Source organism: Amycolatopsis aidingensis, assembly GCF_018885265.1.
GTDB lineage: Bacteria > Actinomycetota > Actinomycetes > Mycobacteriales > Pseudonocardiaceae > Amycolatopsis > Amycolatopsis aidingensis.
This window is the reverse complement of the sequence record NZ_CP076538.1, coordinates 2,920,038-2,937,451: the sequence shown is the minus strand read 5'-3', so window position 1 is coordinate 2,937,451 and position 17,414 is coordinate 2,920,038. Positions and strand designations below refer to the sequence as shown.

Annotated in this window: 18 protein-coding genes and 1 pseudogene; 4 read left to right on the top strand and 15 right to left on the bottom strand. The window is 71.2% G+C overall.

Annotation, left to right across the window (positions count from 1 at the left end):
* Position 1: 1 nt before the first annotated feature.
* The 6 genes and pseudogenes from KOI47_RS13825 to KOI47_RS13800 all read right to left on the bottom strand — a co-directional run.
* Entirely contained in the window at positions 2–967 is a 966-nt protein-coding gene (locus KOI47_RS13825) for an ROK family glucokinase (protein WP_216216366.1), read from the bottom strand.
* Entirely contained in the window at positions 968–1,423 is a 456-nt protein-coding gene (locus tag KOI47_RS13820; RefSeq protein ID WP_216216365.1) for a hypothetical protein, read from the bottom strand.
* On the bottom strand, positions 1,420–2,586 hold the full coding sequence (locus KOI47_RS13815; RefSeq protein ID WP_216216364.1) for an ArsA family ATPase: 1,167 nt from the start codon (positions 2,584–2,586) through the stop codon (positions 1,420–1,422). Before KOI47_RS13815 ends, KOI47_RS13820 begins: the two co-directional genes overlap by 4 nt.
* 19 nt (positions 2,587–2,605) lie before the next feature.
* Entirely contained in the window at positions 2,606–3,046 is a 441-nt protein-coding gene (locus KOI47_RS13810) for an SRPBCC family protein (protein WP_216216363.1), read from the bottom strand.
* A 49-nt stretch (positions 3,047–3,095) separates the two neighbouring features.
* Positions 3,096–3,884: a metallophosphoesterase family protein gene (locus KOI47_RS13805; protein ID WP_216216362.1), complete on the bottom strand. Its 789-nt coding sequence runs from the start codon at positions 3,882–3,884 to the stop codon at positions 3,096–3,098.
* 25 nt (positions 3,885–3,909) lie between these two features.
* A pseudogene (locus KOI47_RS13800) lies at positions 3,910–4,305 on the bottom strand (polyketide cyclase / dehydrase and lipid transport); the annotation flags it as partial.
* A 123-nt stretch (positions 4,306–4,428) separates the two neighbouring features.
* On the opposite strand from KOI47_RS13800, the gene KOI47_RS13795 reads away from it, so the two are divergent.
* On the top strand, positions 4,429–6,225 hold the full coding sequence (locus tag KOI47_RS13795) for an AMP-dependent synthetase/ligase (RefSeq protein WP_216216361.1): 1,797 nt from the start codon (positions 4,429–4,431) through the stop codon (positions 6,223–6,225).
* An 18-nt stretch (positions 6,226–6,243) separates the two neighbouring features.
* On the opposite strand, the gene KOI47_RS13790 is transcribed toward KOI47_RS13795, so the two are convergent.
* On the bottom strand, positions 6,244–6,999 hold the full coding sequence (locus KOI47_RS13790; protein WP_232376726.1) for a TetR/AcrR family transcriptional regulator: 756 nt from the start codon (positions 6,997–6,999) through the stop codon (positions 6,244–6,246).
* Positions 7,000–7,094: 95 nt separating this feature from the next.
* Between KOI47_RS13790 and KOI47_RS13785 the strand changes: the two genes are divergently transcribed.
* Together KOI47_RS13785 and KOI47_RS13780 are read left to right on the top strand one after the other, a co-directional pair.
* Positions 7,095–8,099 carry an ATP-binding cassette domain-containing protein gene (locus KOI47_RS13785; protein WP_216216360.1) on the top strand — a complete coding sequence of 335 codons (1,005 nt, stop codon included), beginning with the start codon at positions 7,095–7,097 and terminating at the stop codon, positions 8,097–8,099.
* Positions 8,096–8,920 carry an ABC transporter permease gene (locus tag KOI47_RS13780; protein WP_216216359.1) on the top strand — a complete coding sequence of 275 codons (825 nt, stop codon included), beginning with the start codon at positions 8,096–8,098 and terminating at the stop codon, positions 8,918–8,920. Before KOI47_RS13785 ends, KOI47_RS13780 begins: the two co-directional genes overlap by 4 nt.
* A gap of 95 nt (positions 8,921–9,015) precedes the next feature.
* Here the strand turns inward: KOI47_RS13780 and KOI47_RS13775 are convergent, their stop codons facing one another.
* The 8 genes from KOI47_RS13775 to KOI47_RS13740 form a co-directional block, all read right to left on the bottom strand.
* Positions 9,016–10,926, bottom strand: coding sequence for a peptidoglycan D,D-transpeptidase FtsI family protein (locus KOI47_RS13775; protein WP_216216358.1), 1,911 nt, complete (start codon positions 10,924–10,926; stop codon positions 9,016–9,018).
* Between the two features lie 2 nt (positions 10,927–10,928).
* Positions 10,929–11,603 carry an FtsB family cell division protein gene (locus KOI47_RS13770; protein WP_216216357.1) on the bottom strand — a complete coding sequence of 225 codons (675 nt, stop codon included), beginning with the start codon at positions 11,601–11,603 and terminating at the stop codon, positions 10,929–10,931.
* A gap of 65 nt (positions 11,604–11,668) precedes the next feature.
* Entirely contained in the window at positions 11,669–12,622 is a 954-nt protein-coding gene (rsmH, locus tag KOI47_RS13765; RefSeq protein WP_216217294.1) for a 16S rRNA (cytosine(1402)-N(4))-methyltransferase RsmH, read from the bottom strand.
* Positions 12,623–12,857: 235 nt separating this feature from the next.
* Positions 12,858–13,289, bottom strand: coding sequence for a division/cell wall cluster transcriptional repressor MraZ (gene mraZ, locus KOI47_RS13760; RefSeq protein WP_216216356.1), 432 nt, complete (start codon positions 13,287–13,289; stop codon positions 12,858–12,860).
* 344 nt (positions 13,290–13,633) lie between these two features.
* Entirely contained in the window at positions 13,634–14,389 is a 756-nt protein-coding gene (locus KOI47_RS13755; RefSeq protein WP_216216355.1) for an ESX secretion-associated protein EspG, read from the bottom strand.
* 2 nt (positions 14,390–14,391) lie between these two features.
* The gene (locus KOI47_RS13750) at positions 14,392–14,910 is read right to left on the bottom strand and encodes a PE-PGRS family protein (protein WP_216217293.1); all 519 of its coding nucleotides are present in this window, start codon (positions 14,908–14,910) and stop codon (positions 14,392–14,394) included.
* A gap of 89 nt (positions 14,911–14,999) precedes the next feature.
* Positions 15,000–15,584 (bottom strand): DUF3558 family protein, encoded by a 585-nt coding sequence (locus tag KOI47_RS13745; protein ID WP_216216354.1) that lies wholly within the window; start codon positions 15,582–15,584, stop codon positions 15,000–15,002.
* A gap of 58 nt (positions 15,585–15,642) precedes the next feature.
* The gene (locus tag KOI47_RS13740; RefSeq protein WP_216216353.1) at positions 15,643–16,002 is read right to left on the bottom strand and encodes a hypothetical protein; all 360 of its coding nucleotides are present in this window, start codon (positions 16,000–16,002) and stop codon (positions 15,643–15,645) included.
* A 336-nt stretch (positions 16,003–16,338) separates the two neighbouring features.
* Here KOI47_RS13740 and KOI47_RS13735 point away from each other — a divergent pair, with 336 nt between their 5' ends.
* Positions 16,339–17,412, top strand: a complete 1,074-nt coding sequence (locus KOI47_RS13735; protein ID WP_216216352.1) for an AAA family ATPase — start codon at positions 16,339–16,341, stop codon at positions 17,410–17,412.
* Positions 17,413–17,414 lie beyond the last annotated feature (2 nt).

Genomic DNA, 17,414 nt, shown 5'->3' with positions numbered 1-17,414 from the left:
GTCACATCCGTGGGACGCCCGGCTTCTTCTGCGTTTCCCTTGCCAGCGTGGCCGCGCCGACGATGGTGGTCTCGGCGCCGAGCTGCGCGGTGCGGATGCGGGCCAGCGGGCGGTGCCCCGCCCCGGTGACCGCGCGGGCGTAGTGCTCACGGGCCTCGTCCAGGAACAGCGTCGCCGACTCCGAGACCCCGCCCGCGATGACCACCACCTCGGGATCGTAGACATCGGCGACCAGCGCCAGCCCCTCGCCGAGCCAGCGGGCCAGCTCGGCCATGGCGCGCAGCGCGATCGGGTCGCCGTCCCGCGCGGCACCCGCGACCCGCCGCCCGGTCACCGAGCCGGGGTCGCCGGAGAGCTCCCTGGCCAGCACGGTGGACCGGCTGGGGTGCCTGGCCAGCAGATCCACCGCGGTGGCCGCGAGCGCGGTGCCGCTGCAGTAGCGCTCCCAGCAGCCGTACTTGCCGCAGGAACACGGCCGCCCGCCGGGTACGACGCACAGGTGCCCCAGCTCCGGCGCCACCCCGTGCGCCCCGCGGAACAGCTCACCGCCGAGCAGCAAGCCGGCGCCGATCCCGGTGCCCACGGCGATCAGGCAGGCCACCCGCGCTCCCCTGGCCGCGCCGTAGCGGTGCTCGCCGACGGTGGCCGCGTTCGCGTCGTGCTCAAGGGTCACCGGCAGGCCCACCCGCTTGGCGATCCGGTCGGCCACCGGGCTGGCCCGCCAGGCCAGATGCGGCGCGAACATCACCGAGCGGCGGTCGGTGCCGACGAACGCCGCGACGGCGAGGCCCACGGCGGCCACCTCGTGCCGGTTGCGCAGCTGGGCGACCACCCCGGCGATGGCGTCCTCCAGCGCGTCCTCCCCGCCGGGGGTGGCGACCCGTGCGGTGTCCAGCAGGTCGCCCTGCTCGTCGACCACCCCGGCCCGCACGCTCGTTCCCCCGACATCGACCCCGATCGTCAGCACCTAGCGTTCCTCCGCAGGCCGCACCGCGTCCCAGTCCTCCCGCCTGCGCACGGCGATCCGCTGCACCCGCCGCCCGGAGCCGTACGCCGCGGGCTCGGGCTCGGCGTCGGCCTGCGGGCGGAAGCCGGGCATGTGCACCCCCTGCTCCGGCTCCCAGCGGTCGGCGAGCACCGCCCGCAGCAGCGCCACCAGCTGGGTGGCCTGGTCCAGCAGGCGGGCGGCGAACTCCGGGCGTTCCCCGCGGGCGACGGCGACCACCGCGCACAACGGGCACCAGCCGCAGGCGCTCGTTCCCGCCGGTTCCTCCTCGGCCGCGGACTGCCGGTGTGCGCCGTCCTCGGCACCGTGGCCCGCGGCGACCAGACCGTCCAGCCACGGTGCCGCGCGCTCGACCACCAGCTCCACCAGTAACCGGATCTCCTCGGCCAGCCGGGCCGCCGCGGTCTCCTCGGTCATCGCTCGCTCCCGCTCTCCCGGACGAAGGACACCAGCAGGCCCTGCGCGTCGGCCTCGGCACCGGTCACCCGGCACGGCCGCAGCAGCTCGGGCAGCGCGACGAGCCTGCGGAACCCGTCCACCGTGATCGCCAGGTCGTCCTCCACCCTGGCGAGGTCCACCGCCGCGTCCCTGCCGAGGGGCAGCGCCACCCGCAGCCGGTAGCCATCGTCCACTTCGGACATCCGAAGCAACGGTGCGGCCGGGGCGTCCTCGCCGTCCAGCGGATCCCGCCCGCCGTAGAGCTCCTCGGCGATGGCGCGCAGCGCGGGCAGGCCGACCGGCTCCTCCGCGCGGTGCCGCACCGGGCGCACCAGCGCCGGGTCGAGCCCCGCCCCGGCGAGCTCGTCGAGCACGGCCTGCTGCTGCGCCCGCCGGGTCCGCATCCAGGCGGCGGCAGGCCCGCGCCACCGGCCCGGCGCGGGCAGCACCCTGTTCACCACCAGCCCGTCCACCCGGATCCCGCGCAGCGCCAACGAGGTAAGGGTGCGCCGGGTCTCGGCCAGCACCACCCGCTCCGGGGTGAGCACCAGCCGGACCGTACTGACCGCCGGGTCGGTCAGCAGCGTGCGCAGCGACTCCAGGTGGTCGGCCAGCCGGCGCACGGAGTCTGCGGTGCGAGCCCAGCGGCGCCCGCCGAACCGGGCCGGCCCGCCGAAGATCCGCCCGAGGTAACCGGAGATGGCCTCCGGAAGCCCGAGCAGCCGCAGGGTCTCCGCGGTCGGACCGCAGTCCACCACCACGGTGTCCCACGGCCCGGACCGGGCGAGGCGCTGTACCTCGGTGAGCGCGAGCACCTCGTCGATCCCGGGCAGTACCGTCAGCTCCTCGGCGTCCAGCGCGTCCACCCCGGCACCGGCGAGCGCGCTCCGCAGTGCCCCGCGCAGGTCCTGCCAGGCCTGGTCGGCCAGCCCGCGCGAGTCCACCTGCGCCGCGTGCAAATGGGTGTCCACTTCGGAGGGATCCGCGGTGAGCGGGCTGCCGACGGCGTCGGCGAGGGAATGCGCCGGATCGGTCGACACCACCAGCGCCTTCCTGCCCGAGCCCGCGAGCCCGGCCGCCGTCGCCGCGGCCAGGGTGGTCTTGCCGACTCCTCCCTTGCCGGTGAACAGCAGGATGCGCACGCTCGTCCCTTCCCGCCGGTTACGCCAGGTTCTCCACCCGGCGCTTGAGCTCCTTCAGCGCGGTATCCATGATCATCTTTTCCGCCTTGCGGCGGAGCAGGCCGATCATCGGCAGCGCCAGCTCGACGGAGAGGGTGTAGGTGACCTTGGTCGAGGCACCCCGCGGTTCGAGCAGGTAACGACCGTTCTGCGCCTTCTGCATCTGGCCCTTGACCAGGTGCCAGCTCACCGAGAGCCCATCGGAGGCCCAGTCGTACTCGAGGGTGTAGACATCCTTCACCGGCCCGGCGTCCAGGGTGAACCTGACCTGCTTGGCCCTGCCCTGCTCGTCCTCGGCGAGCACCTCGGTCTCCTGGACGGCCTTGGCCCATTCCGGGTAGGCGGGCAGGTCGGCGATCACGGCCATGATCCGCTCGGGTGCGGCGGCCACCTCGATGGACTGCGTGGACTCCTCGGCCATGCGGATGAGGCTACCGTCTCGCCTGATCCGCGGTGTCCGGCGGGACGCGTCACCAGCGCAGCACGTAGGGTGACTCGGCTTCCTTGAAATGGCCGACGTTGCGGCACTCGGTGAAGCCGACCCGCACCCGCGAGCTCAGCGGCTGGTGCACATGCCCGAACAGTGACCACCGCGGCTGCTCCTTGCCCAGCAGTTCCAGCAGCGCGTCCGAGCCGAGCTCGGCGCGCCGGGCGACCACATCGTAGGTCAGCTCGGCCACCGCGGGCGGAATGTGCGTGCACAGCACGTCGACCCCGGAAAGGGCGGCGACCGCGGCGTCGTAGTCCTCCCTGGTACGCAGGTAGGGCTGCCATACCGCGCTGCGGCGCGGGGTCACGCCTGGTGGCAGCAGCGCCCCGCCGACGAAGCCGAAGCGCAGGCCGCCGATCTCGACGACCTCGCCGTCCAGCACCTGCACCCCCGCCCCGGCGAACTCCGGCCACAGGGCGGGGGTGTCCACGTTCCCGGGAGTGGCGTAGGTGGGCACGGTCATCGCCGCGAACAGGGTCGCGTACTGCTCCCGCACCGCCTCCTCGACCGCGCCCGCCGGGTCCGCAAGGCTCGCCCACAGCGAGCGGGAGAAGGCGATGGTCTCCTCCCGGGTGCCCTCCCGGCGCAGCCGGGCGAACGTGGCGACCTGCTCGGCACCGAACAGCGAGCCGAGGATCCCCTTGCCGTGCTCGCGGTAGTCCACGAAATCGAGCAGGTCACCCAGGACGATCAGGGCGTCGGCCCCCTCCCCCGCGCGGGCGAGGGCCTCGGCGTTGCCGTGTACGTCGGAGACGACATGAACCCTCACGCCAATCCAGCTTACCCAGTCCGCGGGGGATGCCCGGCTCGCGGCCGTCCTCGAGGATCTCCTTGAGGTCCAGCGCGATGCCCTTGGCCGCCCGCGCCCTGCGGTCGAACTCCCTGCGCAGCTCGGCGGGCCGGGCCGGTGACGGGCGGCCGTGCGGCCCCGCGGGTGAGGCACGCAGGAAGTAATGCAGCACCGTCCCGTCCAGCACCGGCTCCAGCCAGATCTCCATCGTGCCCACCAGCGCACCCCGCACGGTCCAGCGCAAGCCACGCTCACCGCGGTCGGTGTAGACCTCCAGCACCAGATCCGGCCAGTACCGCGCCCAGGACCGCCGGTCGGCGAAAGCCGCGGCGACCGTGCCGGGCGGGACCGCGAGGAACGTTTCGTCGACGATATCCAGCGCCGGGGCCGAGTTGTCCATAACGGTCACGCATGCAGAATGTCACGCCACCGGGGATTAGCGGTGGGCGCCATAGTCAAACCGTATTCAACAAGCTAGGTTAACCGACGAGTAACACCGAGTCAGACGAGTCCGGAGGTCCACGTGCGCGAGTACAGCGCCCCCGCAACCCAGGCGGTCAACGAGGACGAGAACATGACCGACATCGTGTGGGCGAATGCCGAGCGTTTCGGCGATGTGGTCAGTTTCCGGCGTCAGGTGGACGGCTCCTGGCTGGACGTGACCGCCCGCGACTTCGCCACGCAGGTACTCGCGGTGGCCAAGGGGCTGATCAGCGCGGGCATCGGCAAGGGCGACCGGGTCGGGCTGATGTCCAAGACCCGTTACGAATGGACCCTGATCGACTTCGCCATCTGGACGGCGGGCGGGGTGACCGTGCCGATCTACGACACCTCTTCGGCCGAGCAGGTGCACTGGATCCTCGCCGACTCGGGGGCGAAGGCGGTTTTCGTGGAGACCGCCGAACATCACGCCACCCTCGGGGAGACCAGGGACAAACTGGAACGGCTCGAGCATGCCTGGCAGATCGAGGGTCCCGGCGGCGCGGTCGAGGAGCTGACCGCGGCCGGGTCCGGGCTCACCGACGACGAGGTGCATGCCCGGCGCACCTCGGTGGGCGCGAACGAGCTGGCCACCATCGTCTACACCTCCGGCACCACCGGCAGGCCCAAGGGTGTCGAGCTGACCCACTACAACCTGCTCGCCGAGGTCCGCGCGGACATCCACGCGTTCCCGCAGCTGATGGAGCAGGGCAACTCGCTGCTGATCTTCCTGCCGCTCGCGCATATCCTCGCCCGCGCGATCGCGATCACCGCGCTGACCGCCCGGGTCACCCTCGGGCACACCGCCGATGTGAAGGACCTGGTCACCGACCTCGGCACCTTCCGCCCCACCTTCGTGGTGGCCGTGCCGCGGGTGTTCGAGAAGGTCTACAACAACGCGAAGCTGAAGGCGCATTCCGAGGGCAAGGGCAAGATCTTCGACGCGGCCGAGGCGACCGCGGTGGCCTACAGCCAGGCCAGGGACGCGGGCAGCGTCGGGTTCGGGCTGCGGCTCAAGCACGCGGTGTTCGACAAGCTGGTGTTCGCCAAGTTGCGGGCCGCGCTCGGCGGGCGCTGCAAGGCCGCGGTCTCCGGCGGCGCGCCGCTTGGCGGGCGGCTGGCGCATTTCTTCCGCGGTGTCGGCGTCCCGGTGTTCGAGGGCTACGGGCTCACCGAAACCTCCGCTGCCGCCTGCGTGAACACCGAGGACTCGTTCAAGGTCGGCACGGTCGGCAAGCCGGTGGCCGGCACCTCGGTCCGGATCGCCGAGGACGGCGAGGTGCTGCTGAAGGGCGATGTGGTCTTCGGCGGCTACTGGAACAACCCGGACGCCACCGCCGAGTCGCTTGAGGACGGCTGGTTCCACACCGGGGACCTCGGCGAGCTGGACGACGAGGGCTTCCTGCGGATCACCGGGCGGAAGAAGGAGATCATCGTCACCGCGGGCGGCAAGAACGTCGCGCCCTCCGGCCTCGAGGACCGGCTGAAGGCGAACCCGCTGATCAGCCAGTCGATGGTGGTCGGTGACCAGCGCCCGTTCATCGGCGTGCTGGTGACCATCGACGAGGAGTTCTTCCCGACCTGGAAGTCGCAGAACGGCAAGCCGGAACACGCGACGGTGGCGGACCTTGCCGACGATCCCGATCTGCGGGCGGCCGTGCAGCAGGCGGTGGACGAGGCGAACAAGGCCGTCTCGCACGCCGAGGCGATCAAGAAGTTCACCATCCTGCCGCACGACTTCACCGAGGCCGGCGGCGAGATCACCCCGAGCCTGAAGCTCAAGCGCAATGTGGTGAGCAAGAACTACGCGGGCGATATCGACGCGCTGTACGCCAAGTAGTGCGCTGGCCCTGCCCGGTCAGCGTGGCAGGGTCGCCTCGATACCGGCGATCATCCGGTCGATGCCGCGCTCGAACCGTTCGTCCGGATCGCGGTGCTCGGCCTCGCACACCACCCTGGTGAAGTACGGGTAGTCCCCGCTGTCGATCAGGCTCTGCACGTACGGGCCCATGCACTCCTGCCACTGCTCGGGGTCGGTGTGCTTCCAGGCCTCGCGCTCGGCGATCTCCCGCTGCGCGAAGCCGGCGACCCAGCTGTTGAGCCACTCGAAGGTCTCCAGCATGTCGTCGATGCCCAGACCGAGCCCGTCCACGGCGGCCATGGCGTACTCGAGCCCGCGCAGCATGTTGGGGCCCATCGCGGGCCTGCCGCCGGCGATCAGGGTCAGCCAGGGGTGGATGAGGTACATCCGGCGGTGCTCGCGCGCCAGCACGCGCAGGTTCAGCCGCCAGTCCCCGGTCAGTTCCGGGCGGGGCTCCGTACCCATCATCCGGTCGAGCATCAGGTCGTAGAGCGCTTCCTTGTTCTCCACGTAGCGGTACAGGCTCATCGCGCCGGTACCGAGCCGCGCGGCCACCTTGCGCATGGACACCGCGGCCAGCCCCTGCTCGTCGGCCAGCGCGATCGCCGCGTCGGCGATCTGGTCCCTGCTGTAGCCGGGCGCTGGCCCCCGCGAGCCATGCTCGGCAGGCAACCACAGCCGTACCTGGGCCGGTAGCTGTTCCGCGTCCATGGCGGCCTGTTCCACGGGGCCGCCGGACCGCTCCGATCCCACCTCGTCACCTCGTCAGCACACTCAGATACTTAGTTGCGTACATCGTACCCGGTTGGCTAGCGTGAACCGCGTACAACGTACTCACTGGAGGGGTCATGGGAACCACGAACGGCGACGCCATCGTCGTCGCCGAGGGGCTGCACAAGAGATTCGGCAGCACACATGCGCTAGCCGGGCTGGACCTGTCCGTGCCGCGGGGGACGGTCTACGGGCTGCTCGGGCCGAACGGCGCGGGCAAGAGCACCGCCGTACGGGTCTTCGCCACGCTCACCAGGCCGGACTCCGGTACCGCCACGGTCGCGGGGCACGATGTGGTGCGCGAGTCGCATGCCGTACGCAGCCGGATCGGCCTTGCCGGGCAGCACGCTGCGCTGGACGAGATCCTCACCGGCAGGGAGAACCTGCGGATCTTCGGCAAGCTGTTCCGGCTCGGCAGCAGGCGCGCCCGGCTGCGCGCCGACGAGCTGCTCGAACGGTTCGACCTGGCACACGCCGCGGACCGGCCGGTGAAGACCTACTCCGGGGGTATGCGGCGCAGGCTCGACCTCATCTCGAGCCTGATCGTCGCGCCGACCGTACTGTTCCTGGACGAGCCGACCACCGGGCTCGACCCGCGCAGCCGCAACGGAATCTGGGACACCGTGCGTGAACTCGTCTCGGACGGCACCACGGTGCTGCTCACCACCCAGTACCTGGACGAGGCCGACCAGCTCGCCGGGAACATCGCGGTGATCGACTCCGGCAAGGTGATCGCCGCGGGCAGCCCCGGTGAGCTCAAGGCGCGGATCGGCGGCCGGATCGACGTCACCCTCAGCCCCGGTGCCGACCTGCCATCGGCCGCCAGGGCGCTGGCCCGCATCGCGGACTCGGGGGAACCGGACATCGACACCGACAACCGGCTGCTCAGCGTGCCGGTGCTGGGGGTCACCCTCACCCTGCCCGATGTCGTACGCGGGCTGGACGAGGCCGGGGTGCAGGCCGTGGACGTCGGCATCCGGCAGCCGACGCTGGACGAGGTGTTCCTGACCCTCACCGGGAAACCGGCCCAGCAGGAGCCGGCCGAAGAGGAACCGCGGGTACCGGCGGAGGTCGCCCGATGACCACGATCGACACCACGCGGGGCGGGGGCCTGCTGGCCGCGCTGGGCGACGGGCTCACCGTCCTGCAGCGCAACCTGCTCAAGTTCAAGCACCAGCCGGGCCAGATCGTGGCCACCTTCGCCTTCCCGCTGATCTCGGTGATCCTGTTCGGCTACGTGTTCGGCAGCGCGATCCCGATCTCGGGTGGGGTGGACTACCGCGAGTACCTGATGCCGGGGCTGTTCGTGATGGGTACCGTGTTCGGGCTGGTCGGCTCGCTCACCGTGATCGCCAAGGACAACGGGCTCGGCGTGATGGACCGGTTCCGGTCCATGCCGATGTCCCGGATCGCCGTCCCGTTCGGCCAGACCGCGGCGGATCTGCTGATCGCCGCGGGCAGCCTGCTGGTGATGGCGGGCTGCGGGCTGCTGTTCGGCTGGCGGGCGCACAACGGGCTGGGCGCCACCCTCGGCGCCTTCGGGCTGCTGCTGTTGCTGCAGTACGCGGTGTCCTGGATCGGGGTCTACTTCGGATCCCTCGTCAAGGACGAGGAGACCGCGGCGAAGATCTCCCCGCTGGTCATGCCGGTGACGATGATCTCCAACGTCTTCGTGCCGACCGAGGGGATGCCGGCGATCCTGCGCACGATCGCGGACTGGAACCCGGTGAGCGCGGCGACGATGGCCTGCCGGGAACTGTTCGGCAACATGCCCGCGCTACCGCCGGGCGAGGCCGCCTGGCCGATGGCCAACCCGGTGCTGGCCACCGTCGGCTGGTCGGTCCTGCTGCTGCTGATCTTCGTACCGCTGGCCGTCCGCCGGTTCCGCACCGCCGGCCTCTGACCCACAGGTGCCCTGAACGTGGCGATCAGGACGTTCAACGTCGCGAACGGCACTTTTGGGACGTCTGACGTCGCGAAGGCCACGTTCAGGGCATTTCAGTGGATGAGGGGCATCACGGGGGCGGGCTGGTCGGACAGCGGCAGGTTGTAGCGCTGGGCCAGGTAGGAGGCCACGTCGTGGAACAGCGGGCCCGCGTTGTCGGTCTTCGGCGCGTCCAGCCGGACACCGACAACGAACCGCGGGTTGTCCGCGGGCAGGATCCCGGCGAAGGTGATGTTCTCCAGCGTGGAGCTGTAGGCCTTGGTCTCCGGGTCGATCTGCTGACCGGTGCCGGTCTTGCCGGAGATCTGGTACCCCTCCAGCGCCGCCTCCGGGGCGGTGCCGTTGTCGTTGTGGTCGCCGACGCTGCTGTCCTGGGTGACCGCGCGCAGCATGTTCTTGACCGTGTCGGCCGTGGCCGGGCTGACCACCTGCTGGGTGTCCGGCGGCGGTTCCGGCACCCTGGTGCCGTCCGGCTTCACCGTGGCCCGCACCAGCCGGGGCTCGACCCGCAGGCCGTCGTTGGCGATCGCCTGGTACATCGCGGTCATCTGCAGAATGGTCACCGACAAACCCTGGCCGATCGGCAGGTTGCCGAAGGTGGTCCCGGACCAGTCCTCCCTTGGCGGCACATAGCCAGGGCTCTCCCCCGGCAGCCCGATACCGGTGAGCTGGCCGAGCCCGAACCGCTGCACCATCTCCATGTAGCGCTCCGGGCCGAGCTTGTCCGCCAGCAGCAGGGTGCCCACGTTCGAGGACTTCGCGAAGATGCCCGTGGTGGTGAACCGCTGGGTGGGGTGGGACCAGGCGTCGTGCACGGTGTGGTCGGCCACCCGGACGTGGTCGGCCACCTCGTACACCGAGTTCGGTTCGGTCACGCCGTACTCGATGGCGGCCGCCGCGGTGATCACCTTGTTCACCGAGCCCGGCTCGAACGGGGTGGTGACCGCCTCGTTGCTCAGCCGCTCCTCGGTGAGCGTGTCCTCGTCGTTGGGGTTGAAGGTCTCGTCGTTGGCCAGCGCGTAGACCTCGCCGGTCCGCGCGTCCATGACCACCGCGCTGCCGCCCTTGGCCTGTGTCTTGTCGACGTACTCGCCCAGCTCGCGCTGCAGGTTGTACTGGACGTCGGAGTCGATGGTCAGCTCGAGGTCGGAGCCGGCCGTCGCGGGCTGGAGCTCCCGCTCCGAGCCCGGCATGATCACGCTGTTGCTGCCCTGCGCGGTGTCCACCAGCCTGCGTCCTGGCGTGCCGGCCAGCGCCTTGTCCCTGGCCAGCTCCAGACCGACCAGGCCGTGCAGGTTGTGCTTGAAGACGTCCGGGTTCTCCATCCGCCAGTTGGCGAAGCCGATCACGTTGGCCGCCAGCGTGCCACCGGGGTACTCCCGCTGGGCACGCTTCTCCATGCCGATTTCGGGGTACTTGTCGGTGATCTCCTCGGCGACCGAGGGCAGCACACCGTCCACGAGATAGGTGAACGAGTTCGGCTTGTTGAAGCGCTGCAACAGGTCCTGCTCGCTGGTCTTGTCCGGCACCCGCTCCGCGATGTACCTGGCGATCTCGGCCACCCTGGTCTGGTAGTTCCGGCCCTGCTCGGGATGCTTGCGGGCAACCTCGTTCCAGGTCTCCCGCAGCAGCCGCAGGTTCGCGGTCAGGGTCCGGGTCTCCACGCTGAACGCGAGCTTGGCCCCGTTGCGGTCCAGGATGGCGCCGCGGTGCGCGGGCAGGTCGATGGTGGTGGTGCGCTGCCGCTCCGCCCGCTTGGACAGCGCCTCCGCCTCGAAGGCCTGCACGTGCACCAGCTTCAGCCCGGCCGCGCAGAGCACCATCACCAGCACGATCCGGACCAGCTTGAACCGGCTCTTGGTACCGCCCTTGTCATGGACCGCGCTGGTCCGGCGCGAACCGGCCGAGTAGGTGCGGCGGATGCTGTTGCGCGGTCGGCCGGTCCGGCGCGCGTCACCCGGCATCGTCAGTCTCCTCCCCCTGGTGCCGCGTTCTCCTCCGCCTGCTGGGACCCCTGTGCATCGCCCGGCTCACCCTCCGGCGGCGCGTCGTCCTGGTTCGCGTTGTCCTGGTTCGCCTGGTCCGGCGGCGGCTGTGCCGGTGGCTCCGGGGGCGGTGGCGGGGCCGGTTTGGTGACCTTCTCCGGCTCCCCGACCAGGGTGGTCCCGCCCTCCCGGTCGACCACCAGCCGGGCTGGGTCGCCACCGGGCACCATGCCGAGCCTCCTTGCCTGCTCGGCCAGCCAGGACGGGGACTCCCGCATGGTGACCTCCCGTTGCAGCTGCTCGGCCCGCTCGCTGAGATCGGCGTTGGTCTGCCGCAGCTCCTTGAGCCGGTAGGTGTCGGCGATGGCCTGGGTGGACAGCCACAATGTGGTGGCCACCCCAGCGGCGAGCAGCCCCATCATCACCAGCACGAAGGAGGCCCGTGACCGCGGCAGGCGCAGCTTGACCAGCCGGAGCAGCCGGAACCGCCTGCCACCACCGCCGGTGTCGGCCTCGGCGGCACGCAGCTCCTCGGTCCGCTGGGCGCGGCGGGCGTAGGCACGCTCGGCCGCCGAGCTGCGCCCGCGTGCCGGGGTGCGCCGGGGCTGCGCCGTCTCCGGTGCCTCCGGGGTTTCCGGCGCCTGCGGTTCCGCCACGGCGGCCTGCGCCGATGTGGGGCGCGTACGGGTTCGCGTGCGGGTACGTGTCCGGGCGGGAGCCGTCATGCTGCCTCTCCAATCCGCTCCGCCGCGCGTAACCGCACGGAGCTCGCACGCGGGTTCTGCCGCATCTCCGTCTCGTCCGCCTTCTCCGCGCCCCTGGTCAGCAGCCGCAGCTGCGGGCCATGCCCCGGCAGCTCGACCGGCAGCCCCTGCGGGGTGCGGGAGGTGGCGAGCTCGGCGAAGGCGCGCTTCACCATCCGGTCCTCCAGCGAGTGGTAGGACTCGACGACGATCCGGCCACCGACGGCCAGCGCCGCCAGTGCGGCCGGGATGGCCGCCCGTAGCACCTCCAGCTCGCCGTTGACCTCGATGCGCAGGGCCTGGAACGTGCGCTTGGCCGGGTGCCCTCCGGTCCGCCTGCTCGGCGCGGGCACCTGCTCGTACAGCAGTTGCACCAGCCGCTCGCTGCGGTCGAACGGTTCTCGTTGCCGCTCGGCCACGACCGCCTTCGCGATCCGCGCGGCGAACCGTTCCTCGCCGTAGTCCCGCAGTACCCTGGTCAGCTCGGTCGCGGGATAGGTGTTCAGCACGTCCGCGGCGGTCCGGCCGCCGGTCGTGTCCATCCGCATGTCCAGCGGTGCGTCCCTGGCGTAGGAGAAACCCCGCTCGGCGCGGTCGAGCTGCATGGACGACACCCCGAGGTCGAACAGCACACCGTCCACACGAGACAGACCTAGCTCGGAGAGCACCTCGGGAATCCGGTCGTAGACGGTGTGTACGAAGTGGACCCGGTCGCCGTGCCGGGCCAGCCGCTCGGCGGAACGCTCGAGCGCGGCGGGGTCGGTATCCAGCGCGATGATCCGCAGGCCGGGATGCGCGGAAAGCAGGGCTTCGGAATGGCCGCCGAGCCCCACCGTCGCGTCGACCAGCACGGCCTCACGGTCGGCGAGTGCGGGGGCGAGCAGGGCGAGCACGCGCTGCAGCAACACCGGTAGATGTTCGGTCACGGCCAGCCCCCTTCCGCACTTCTTCGCGACCGGCGGGCAAGCACACCGCCGGGCTTTCGCCGATGCCGTCAGGTCCCCGCCCGCCCGCTGTGGACCTGGTGCCGGGGAAGGTGCACCAGGGCCACTGAGCGGACAGAGGCCTCACGGCATCCGCAACCAACATCTCCGGGTTCGCGCCGGCTCCCCTCCGGCCGCCCGCGACCCCCGCCCCCCGACGGCGGGGGTGCCGGCGGCCACGCGGCTAGAACACGCCCGGCAGTACTTCCTCCTGCGCCTTCGCGTAGCTCTCCTCGTGTTCCTCCAGGTAGCCCTCCCACGCTTGGGCGTCCCAGATCTCCAACCTGGTGATCGCACCGATCACCACGCACTCCTTGTTCAGCCCGGCATAGCGCCGCAGCTCCGGGGCGATCGCGATCCGCCCCTGCCCGTCCGGGCGTTGTTCGTCGGTACCCGCGAACAGGTACCGCTGGTAGGCCCGAACCGCCTCGTTGGTGAACGGGGCCTCGGCGACCTTGCGTGCCATCTGCTCGAACTCGGCACGCGGGAAGACGTAAAGGCAGTGATCCTGTCCCTTGGTGATCATCAGCCCACCCGCCAGTGCGTCCCGGAACTTCGCAGGCAACGTGAGCCGCCCTTTGTCGTCCAGTTTCGGGGTGTGGGTGCCGAGGAACATCGGCCGCCACCTCCCTACCGAACGTCGGTGCTCCGCCAGTGGCGGCACCACCGAGATCGGCCACGGGGCTCCCTTCCGCCCCACTGGCCACCACCGTACCCCACTTTCCACCACAGTCAACGCTGAATGACACCAAAGAGGACGACACTCTCAGCGTTTTCGCAGGTCACGAGGGTGGCCTCGGGTGGGGGGGTCGTGGGGGAACATCGCCATCCCGGGTGATACCGGCGGGTCCACACCGAGGTGCGGAAGGGCCGGAAAAGGGCCATCCGGCGGGTATCAGGCGCCTTGATGGCCCACTGGTAGCCCGGTGTGGAGGGCCGGGTGGGAGAAGGTGGGGAGCCCTACTGCTCCAGGATGTCGGACAGCTTCCCGACCAGCCGCGCGCTGTCGGCGGGTGCGACACTCATCCACTCCTGGCCGCCGCGGCCGGGGGCCACGGTGCCGAGGTAGGCGCCGACGTCGGTGACGAACCAGCTCACGCCGCCCAGCCTGCGTACCCGGCCGCCGCGCTCCCGCACCCGCACGGAGAACTGGCCCGCCCCGAAGACCGGGCGCGCCTGGATCGCGAGCACCTCGCGGACCTGCTGCTGGTAGGGGCCGGACTGTGCCTGGCCCTCCTCCTCGTCGAAGACCGGGTCCGCCATCCCGCTGCCGAGCCGCGCCGCGGGCAGGCTGATCCCGTAGCCGGGCCCCGGTTCCAGCTCGGGAAGCACCCCGACGGCCGCGGGCACCAGTTCGGTGTCGCGGATCTCGGACAGCCCGATCGTCTGCCGGGGCTGTACGGCCAGCACCGCACCCGCTCCCCCGGCCGCAGCCACCGCGCGCAACGGCTCACCCTCGGCCATATCGACCAGCGCCTCACACTCCACGTACACCTCGGCCGTGGCCAGTGCGGCGAGCCGTTCCTCCAGCACCGGATCCAGCCTGCCGTCGGCGAACAGCCCGCGCTCGGCAAGGTTGTCGTACACCGCGGCGCGGATGTCGGTACGGTCCTGGTCGGTCTCCCCGACGCTGCGCACCGCCAGCGGCCCAGGGCGGGCGGAGTAGCCGAGGTCGGTCCACAGGACGTCGAAGGCCGAGGCCGAGACGCGGATCATGGTCAGTCCCCGGCCTGCCGGTCACCGGTCAGGGTGGGCGGCGCCGCGAAGGCCGTCCGCGGCACGGCCGCGCGGAGCTCGGCGTCGCGGTTGTTCATCACGTCGATCGCCTTCTGCCGGGCCGCCTCGGCCTCCTCGCGCCGCTGCGCCAGCGCGTCGGACAGCCCGACCAGCGCCCGGATGTCCCCGCCCCCTGCGGCCGCGCGGATCATCTCGCCCGGGTCGTAGTCGACCGGCTCCGGCATCTCGGCCCTGGCCTTGGCGGCGACCGCGGCCTGCTGGCTCACCGCCTCGCCCACCGCGGCGGAGATCTCCGCCGCCTCGTCGGACCAGCCCGCGGCCTTGTCCAGCACACCCCGCAGCGCGTCCCCTGCGGTTCCCTGCCACAGCTCCACGCTGCCAGCGGACAGGTTCCGCAGCTCCTGGGTCGATTCCCGCAGGCGCCCGGCCAGCTCGCCCCACTGCAGGCCGATCTCGCCTGCCGCGCTCGGATCGTTGCCCGACTCGACCTCGTCCAGCATGGCCTCGTGCCGGTAGGACTCGTACCGCCTGTTCGGGATCGGTATCGCCCGTTCGTTCACGTGCGAGGCACCTCCACTCCGGAAGCCGGTCAGGGCAGCTTCGGTTCGATCAGCTCGCCGACGGTCCGCGCCCGGCGGCAGGCCGAGTCGGTGTCGGTGAAGTCGGTGTTGCTGACGTCCACCTGCACCGTGCCCGGGCCCGCACCGATCAGCAGCGCGCAGGTGCCGTCGTCGGCCGCGCGGTCGGCGACCAGCAGCGCGTCATGTGCGCCGAGTTCCAGCTCCTCCGGCGTGCCCGCGGCAGGGTCGATCCCGGCCAGCCCGGTGCCGGCGTCCACGGTGATCAGCAGGCCGAACACCCCGGGTTCGGTCCAGTCGCACGCCGGGGCACCGCCCACGGTCTTGGCCGTACCCAGTTCGGTCAACCCGGCCGTGGACCGCTCCACCGGGCCGAGCAGTTCGCAGGGCCGCAGGTCGGCAAGCGCGGGTTCGGCATGCCGCCGGGTCTCTCCCGCGGCGCTGGAGGACACGACCAGTCCCCCGTCCGCGGGCTGCGCCTGGCCCTGCGCCGGTTCGGCCGCACAGCCCACCCCGCCCGCGAGGAGTCCGGCCAGGGCCGGCACCGCGGGCAGCACGCGAGCACGCGGCGGGCGCGCCCATTCGCCTCGTGTCATGCTTGCTCCTCCGCGGCTCCGCGCGCGTCCGCGGGTTGACACAAGGGGTGTCATGCGCCTACCCGCCCGAGCAGTCGACGCCGCCCGCGGCGGCGGCGCTGTCCTCGTCCTGTTCCTCGTACCGCCGCAGTGCCCGGCTGATCTGCGCCTTGAGCTCCTCCAGCTCCTGGCCGAACCGGGTGAGCGACTCCACCGCGGAACCGGAGTCGCCGATGCCGTACTCGGCCATGAAATCGCCGACCTCGCCCGCGAAGCCCTCGCCCAGCGGTACCCGCCTGCCAAGCGACTTGGCCTGCCGGACCATCTCGCCGACCACGTCCTGCAGCTGGCTGAGCCGGGTGAACGCGTCGGCGGCCAGCTCCGGCGCGACGGCGAACGCGGTGCCGTCCCTGGGGATCTGGATGCCAACGTCGGTCATAATGTCCCGTTACGCCTCTCCGTAGCGGACCGAACTCGCATCGCAGCATAGGCCAGAACCCACCGTCATGGGAGTCCCCGCCGGAGTGTGTTCCACCGAGTTCACCATCACCCGAACAGCCCAATCTCACCGGTAACGTTGAGTGAGCACGGGGTTGTCTCCCCTAGTTCGCCCCGGTTTGACACACTTCGTGGGAAGCTGGCCTCCGCGAGGGCGGTCCCCGGAAGTCCACCGGCCCACCGGAAACACCGGTGCATCCCGGTTGCCCCGGCAACATCCGGTCGTGCGCCCCGCGCCCCAGCGACAACCGCAAGGGCTTCGGCACCAGGAGGTCGAGTGACGTCGAGAACGCAGTCTGCTGCGCCCGGCGAACAGGTAACGCAACAGTCGCCCTATCCGGGTAACGACAGCGGACCGCGGCAGCAGGAAGGCCACGCCAGCCTCGAGGAGCTACACGACGCCGCCAGCCGGATCGCGGGCAACGTGGAACGGGTCTTGGTCGGCAAGCCCGAGGTCGTGCGGATCGCGCTGGTCACCCTGCTTGCCCAGGGACACCTGCTGGTCGAGGACGTGCCGGGGGTCGGCAAGACCTCACTGGCCAAGGCGCTGGCCCGGTCGATCGACTGCTCGGTCAGCCGGATCCAGTTCACCCCCGACCTGCTGCCCAGTGATGTCACCGGAGTGTCCATCTACAACCGGCAGACCGGCGACTTCGAGTTCCGTTACGGCCCGGTGTTCGCCAACATCGTGGTCGGCGACGAGATCAACCGGGCCTCGCCGAAGACCCAGTCGGCGCTGCTGGAGTGCATGGAGGAACACCAGGTCACGGTGGACACCAGCACCTACCAGCTGGACGAGCCGTTCATGGTGATCGCCACCCAGAACCCGATCGAGATGGAGGGCACCTACGCCCTGCCGGAGGCGCAGCGGGACCGGTTCACCGCCAGGGTGTCCATCGGCTACCCGGACCCGCAGGCCGAGCTGGCCATGGTGGACGAGCACTCCGGGCACAACCCGCTGGGCGAGCTGGAACCGGTGTCCGATGCCGAGACGGTCAGCAGGCTGGTCAGGGCCGTGCGCCGGGTGCACATCGCGCCCGAGGTGCGGCAGTATGCGGTCGAGCTGGTCACCGCCACCCGGCAGATACCGGAACTACGGCTGGGTGCCTCGCCAAGGGCCACGCTGCACCTGGTGCGGGCGGCCAGGGCGCAGGCCGCGCTCGCCGGCCGCGAGTTCGTGGTTCCGGACGACTTGCATGCCGTCGCCGTCCCAGTGCTGGCGCACCGGCTGGTGCTCACCACCGAGGCACATGCCGCCCGCCGCTCGGCCACCGATGTGGTGCGCGCGGTGCTGCATCGCGTCCCCGTCCCGCACGGCAGCGCGGCGGGCAACGGGCAGGCCCGGCGGTGAAC

What these genes read in the sequence shown, in the direction of transcription:
- KOI47_RS13755 (WP_216216355.1), bottom strand. Translation starts at nt 14,389, where the DNA reads ATGATCCGCGTCTCGGCCTCGGCCTTCGACGTCCTGTGGACCGACCTC.
- KOI47_RS13810 (WP_216216363.1), bottom strand. Translation starts at nt 3,046, where the DNA reads ATGGCCGAGGAGTCCACGCAGTCCATCGAGGTGGCCGCCGCACCCGAG.
- KOI47_RS13775 (WP_216216358.1), bottom strand. Translation starts at nt 10,926, where the DNA reads ATGCCGGGTGACGCGCGCCGGACCGGCCGACCGCGCAACAGCATCCGC.
- mraZ (WP_216216356.1), bottom strand. Translation starts at nt 13,289, where the DNA reads ATGTTCCTCGGCACCCACACCCCGAAACTGGACGACAAAGGGCGGCTC.
- KOI47_RS13780 (WP_216216359.1), top strand. Translation starts at nt 8,096, where the DNA reads ATGACCACGATCGACACCACGCGGGGCGGGGGCCTGCTGGCCGCGCTG.
- KOI47_RS13745 (WP_216216354.1), bottom strand. Translation starts at nt 15,584, where the DNA reads ATGACACGAGGCGAATGGGCGCGCCCGCCGCGTGCTCGCGTGCTGCCC.
- KOI47_RS13740 (WP_216216353.1), bottom strand. Translation starts at nt 16,002, where the DNA reads ATGACCGACGTTGGCATCCAGATCCCCAGGGACGGCACCGCGTTCGCC.
- KOI47_RS13820 (WP_216216365.1), bottom strand. Translation starts at nt 1,423, where the DNA reads ATGACCGAGGAGACCGCGGCGGCCCGGCTGGCCGAGGAGATCCGGTTA.
- KOI47_RS13785 (WP_216216360.1), top strand. Translation starts at nt 7,095, where the DNA reads ATGGGAACCACGAACGGCGACGCCATCGTCGTCGCCGAGGGGCTGCAC.
- KOI47_RS13750 (WP_216217293.1), bottom strand. Translation starts at nt 14,910, where the DNA reads ATGCTGGACGAGGTCGAGTCGGGCAACGATCCGAGCGCGGCAGGCGAG.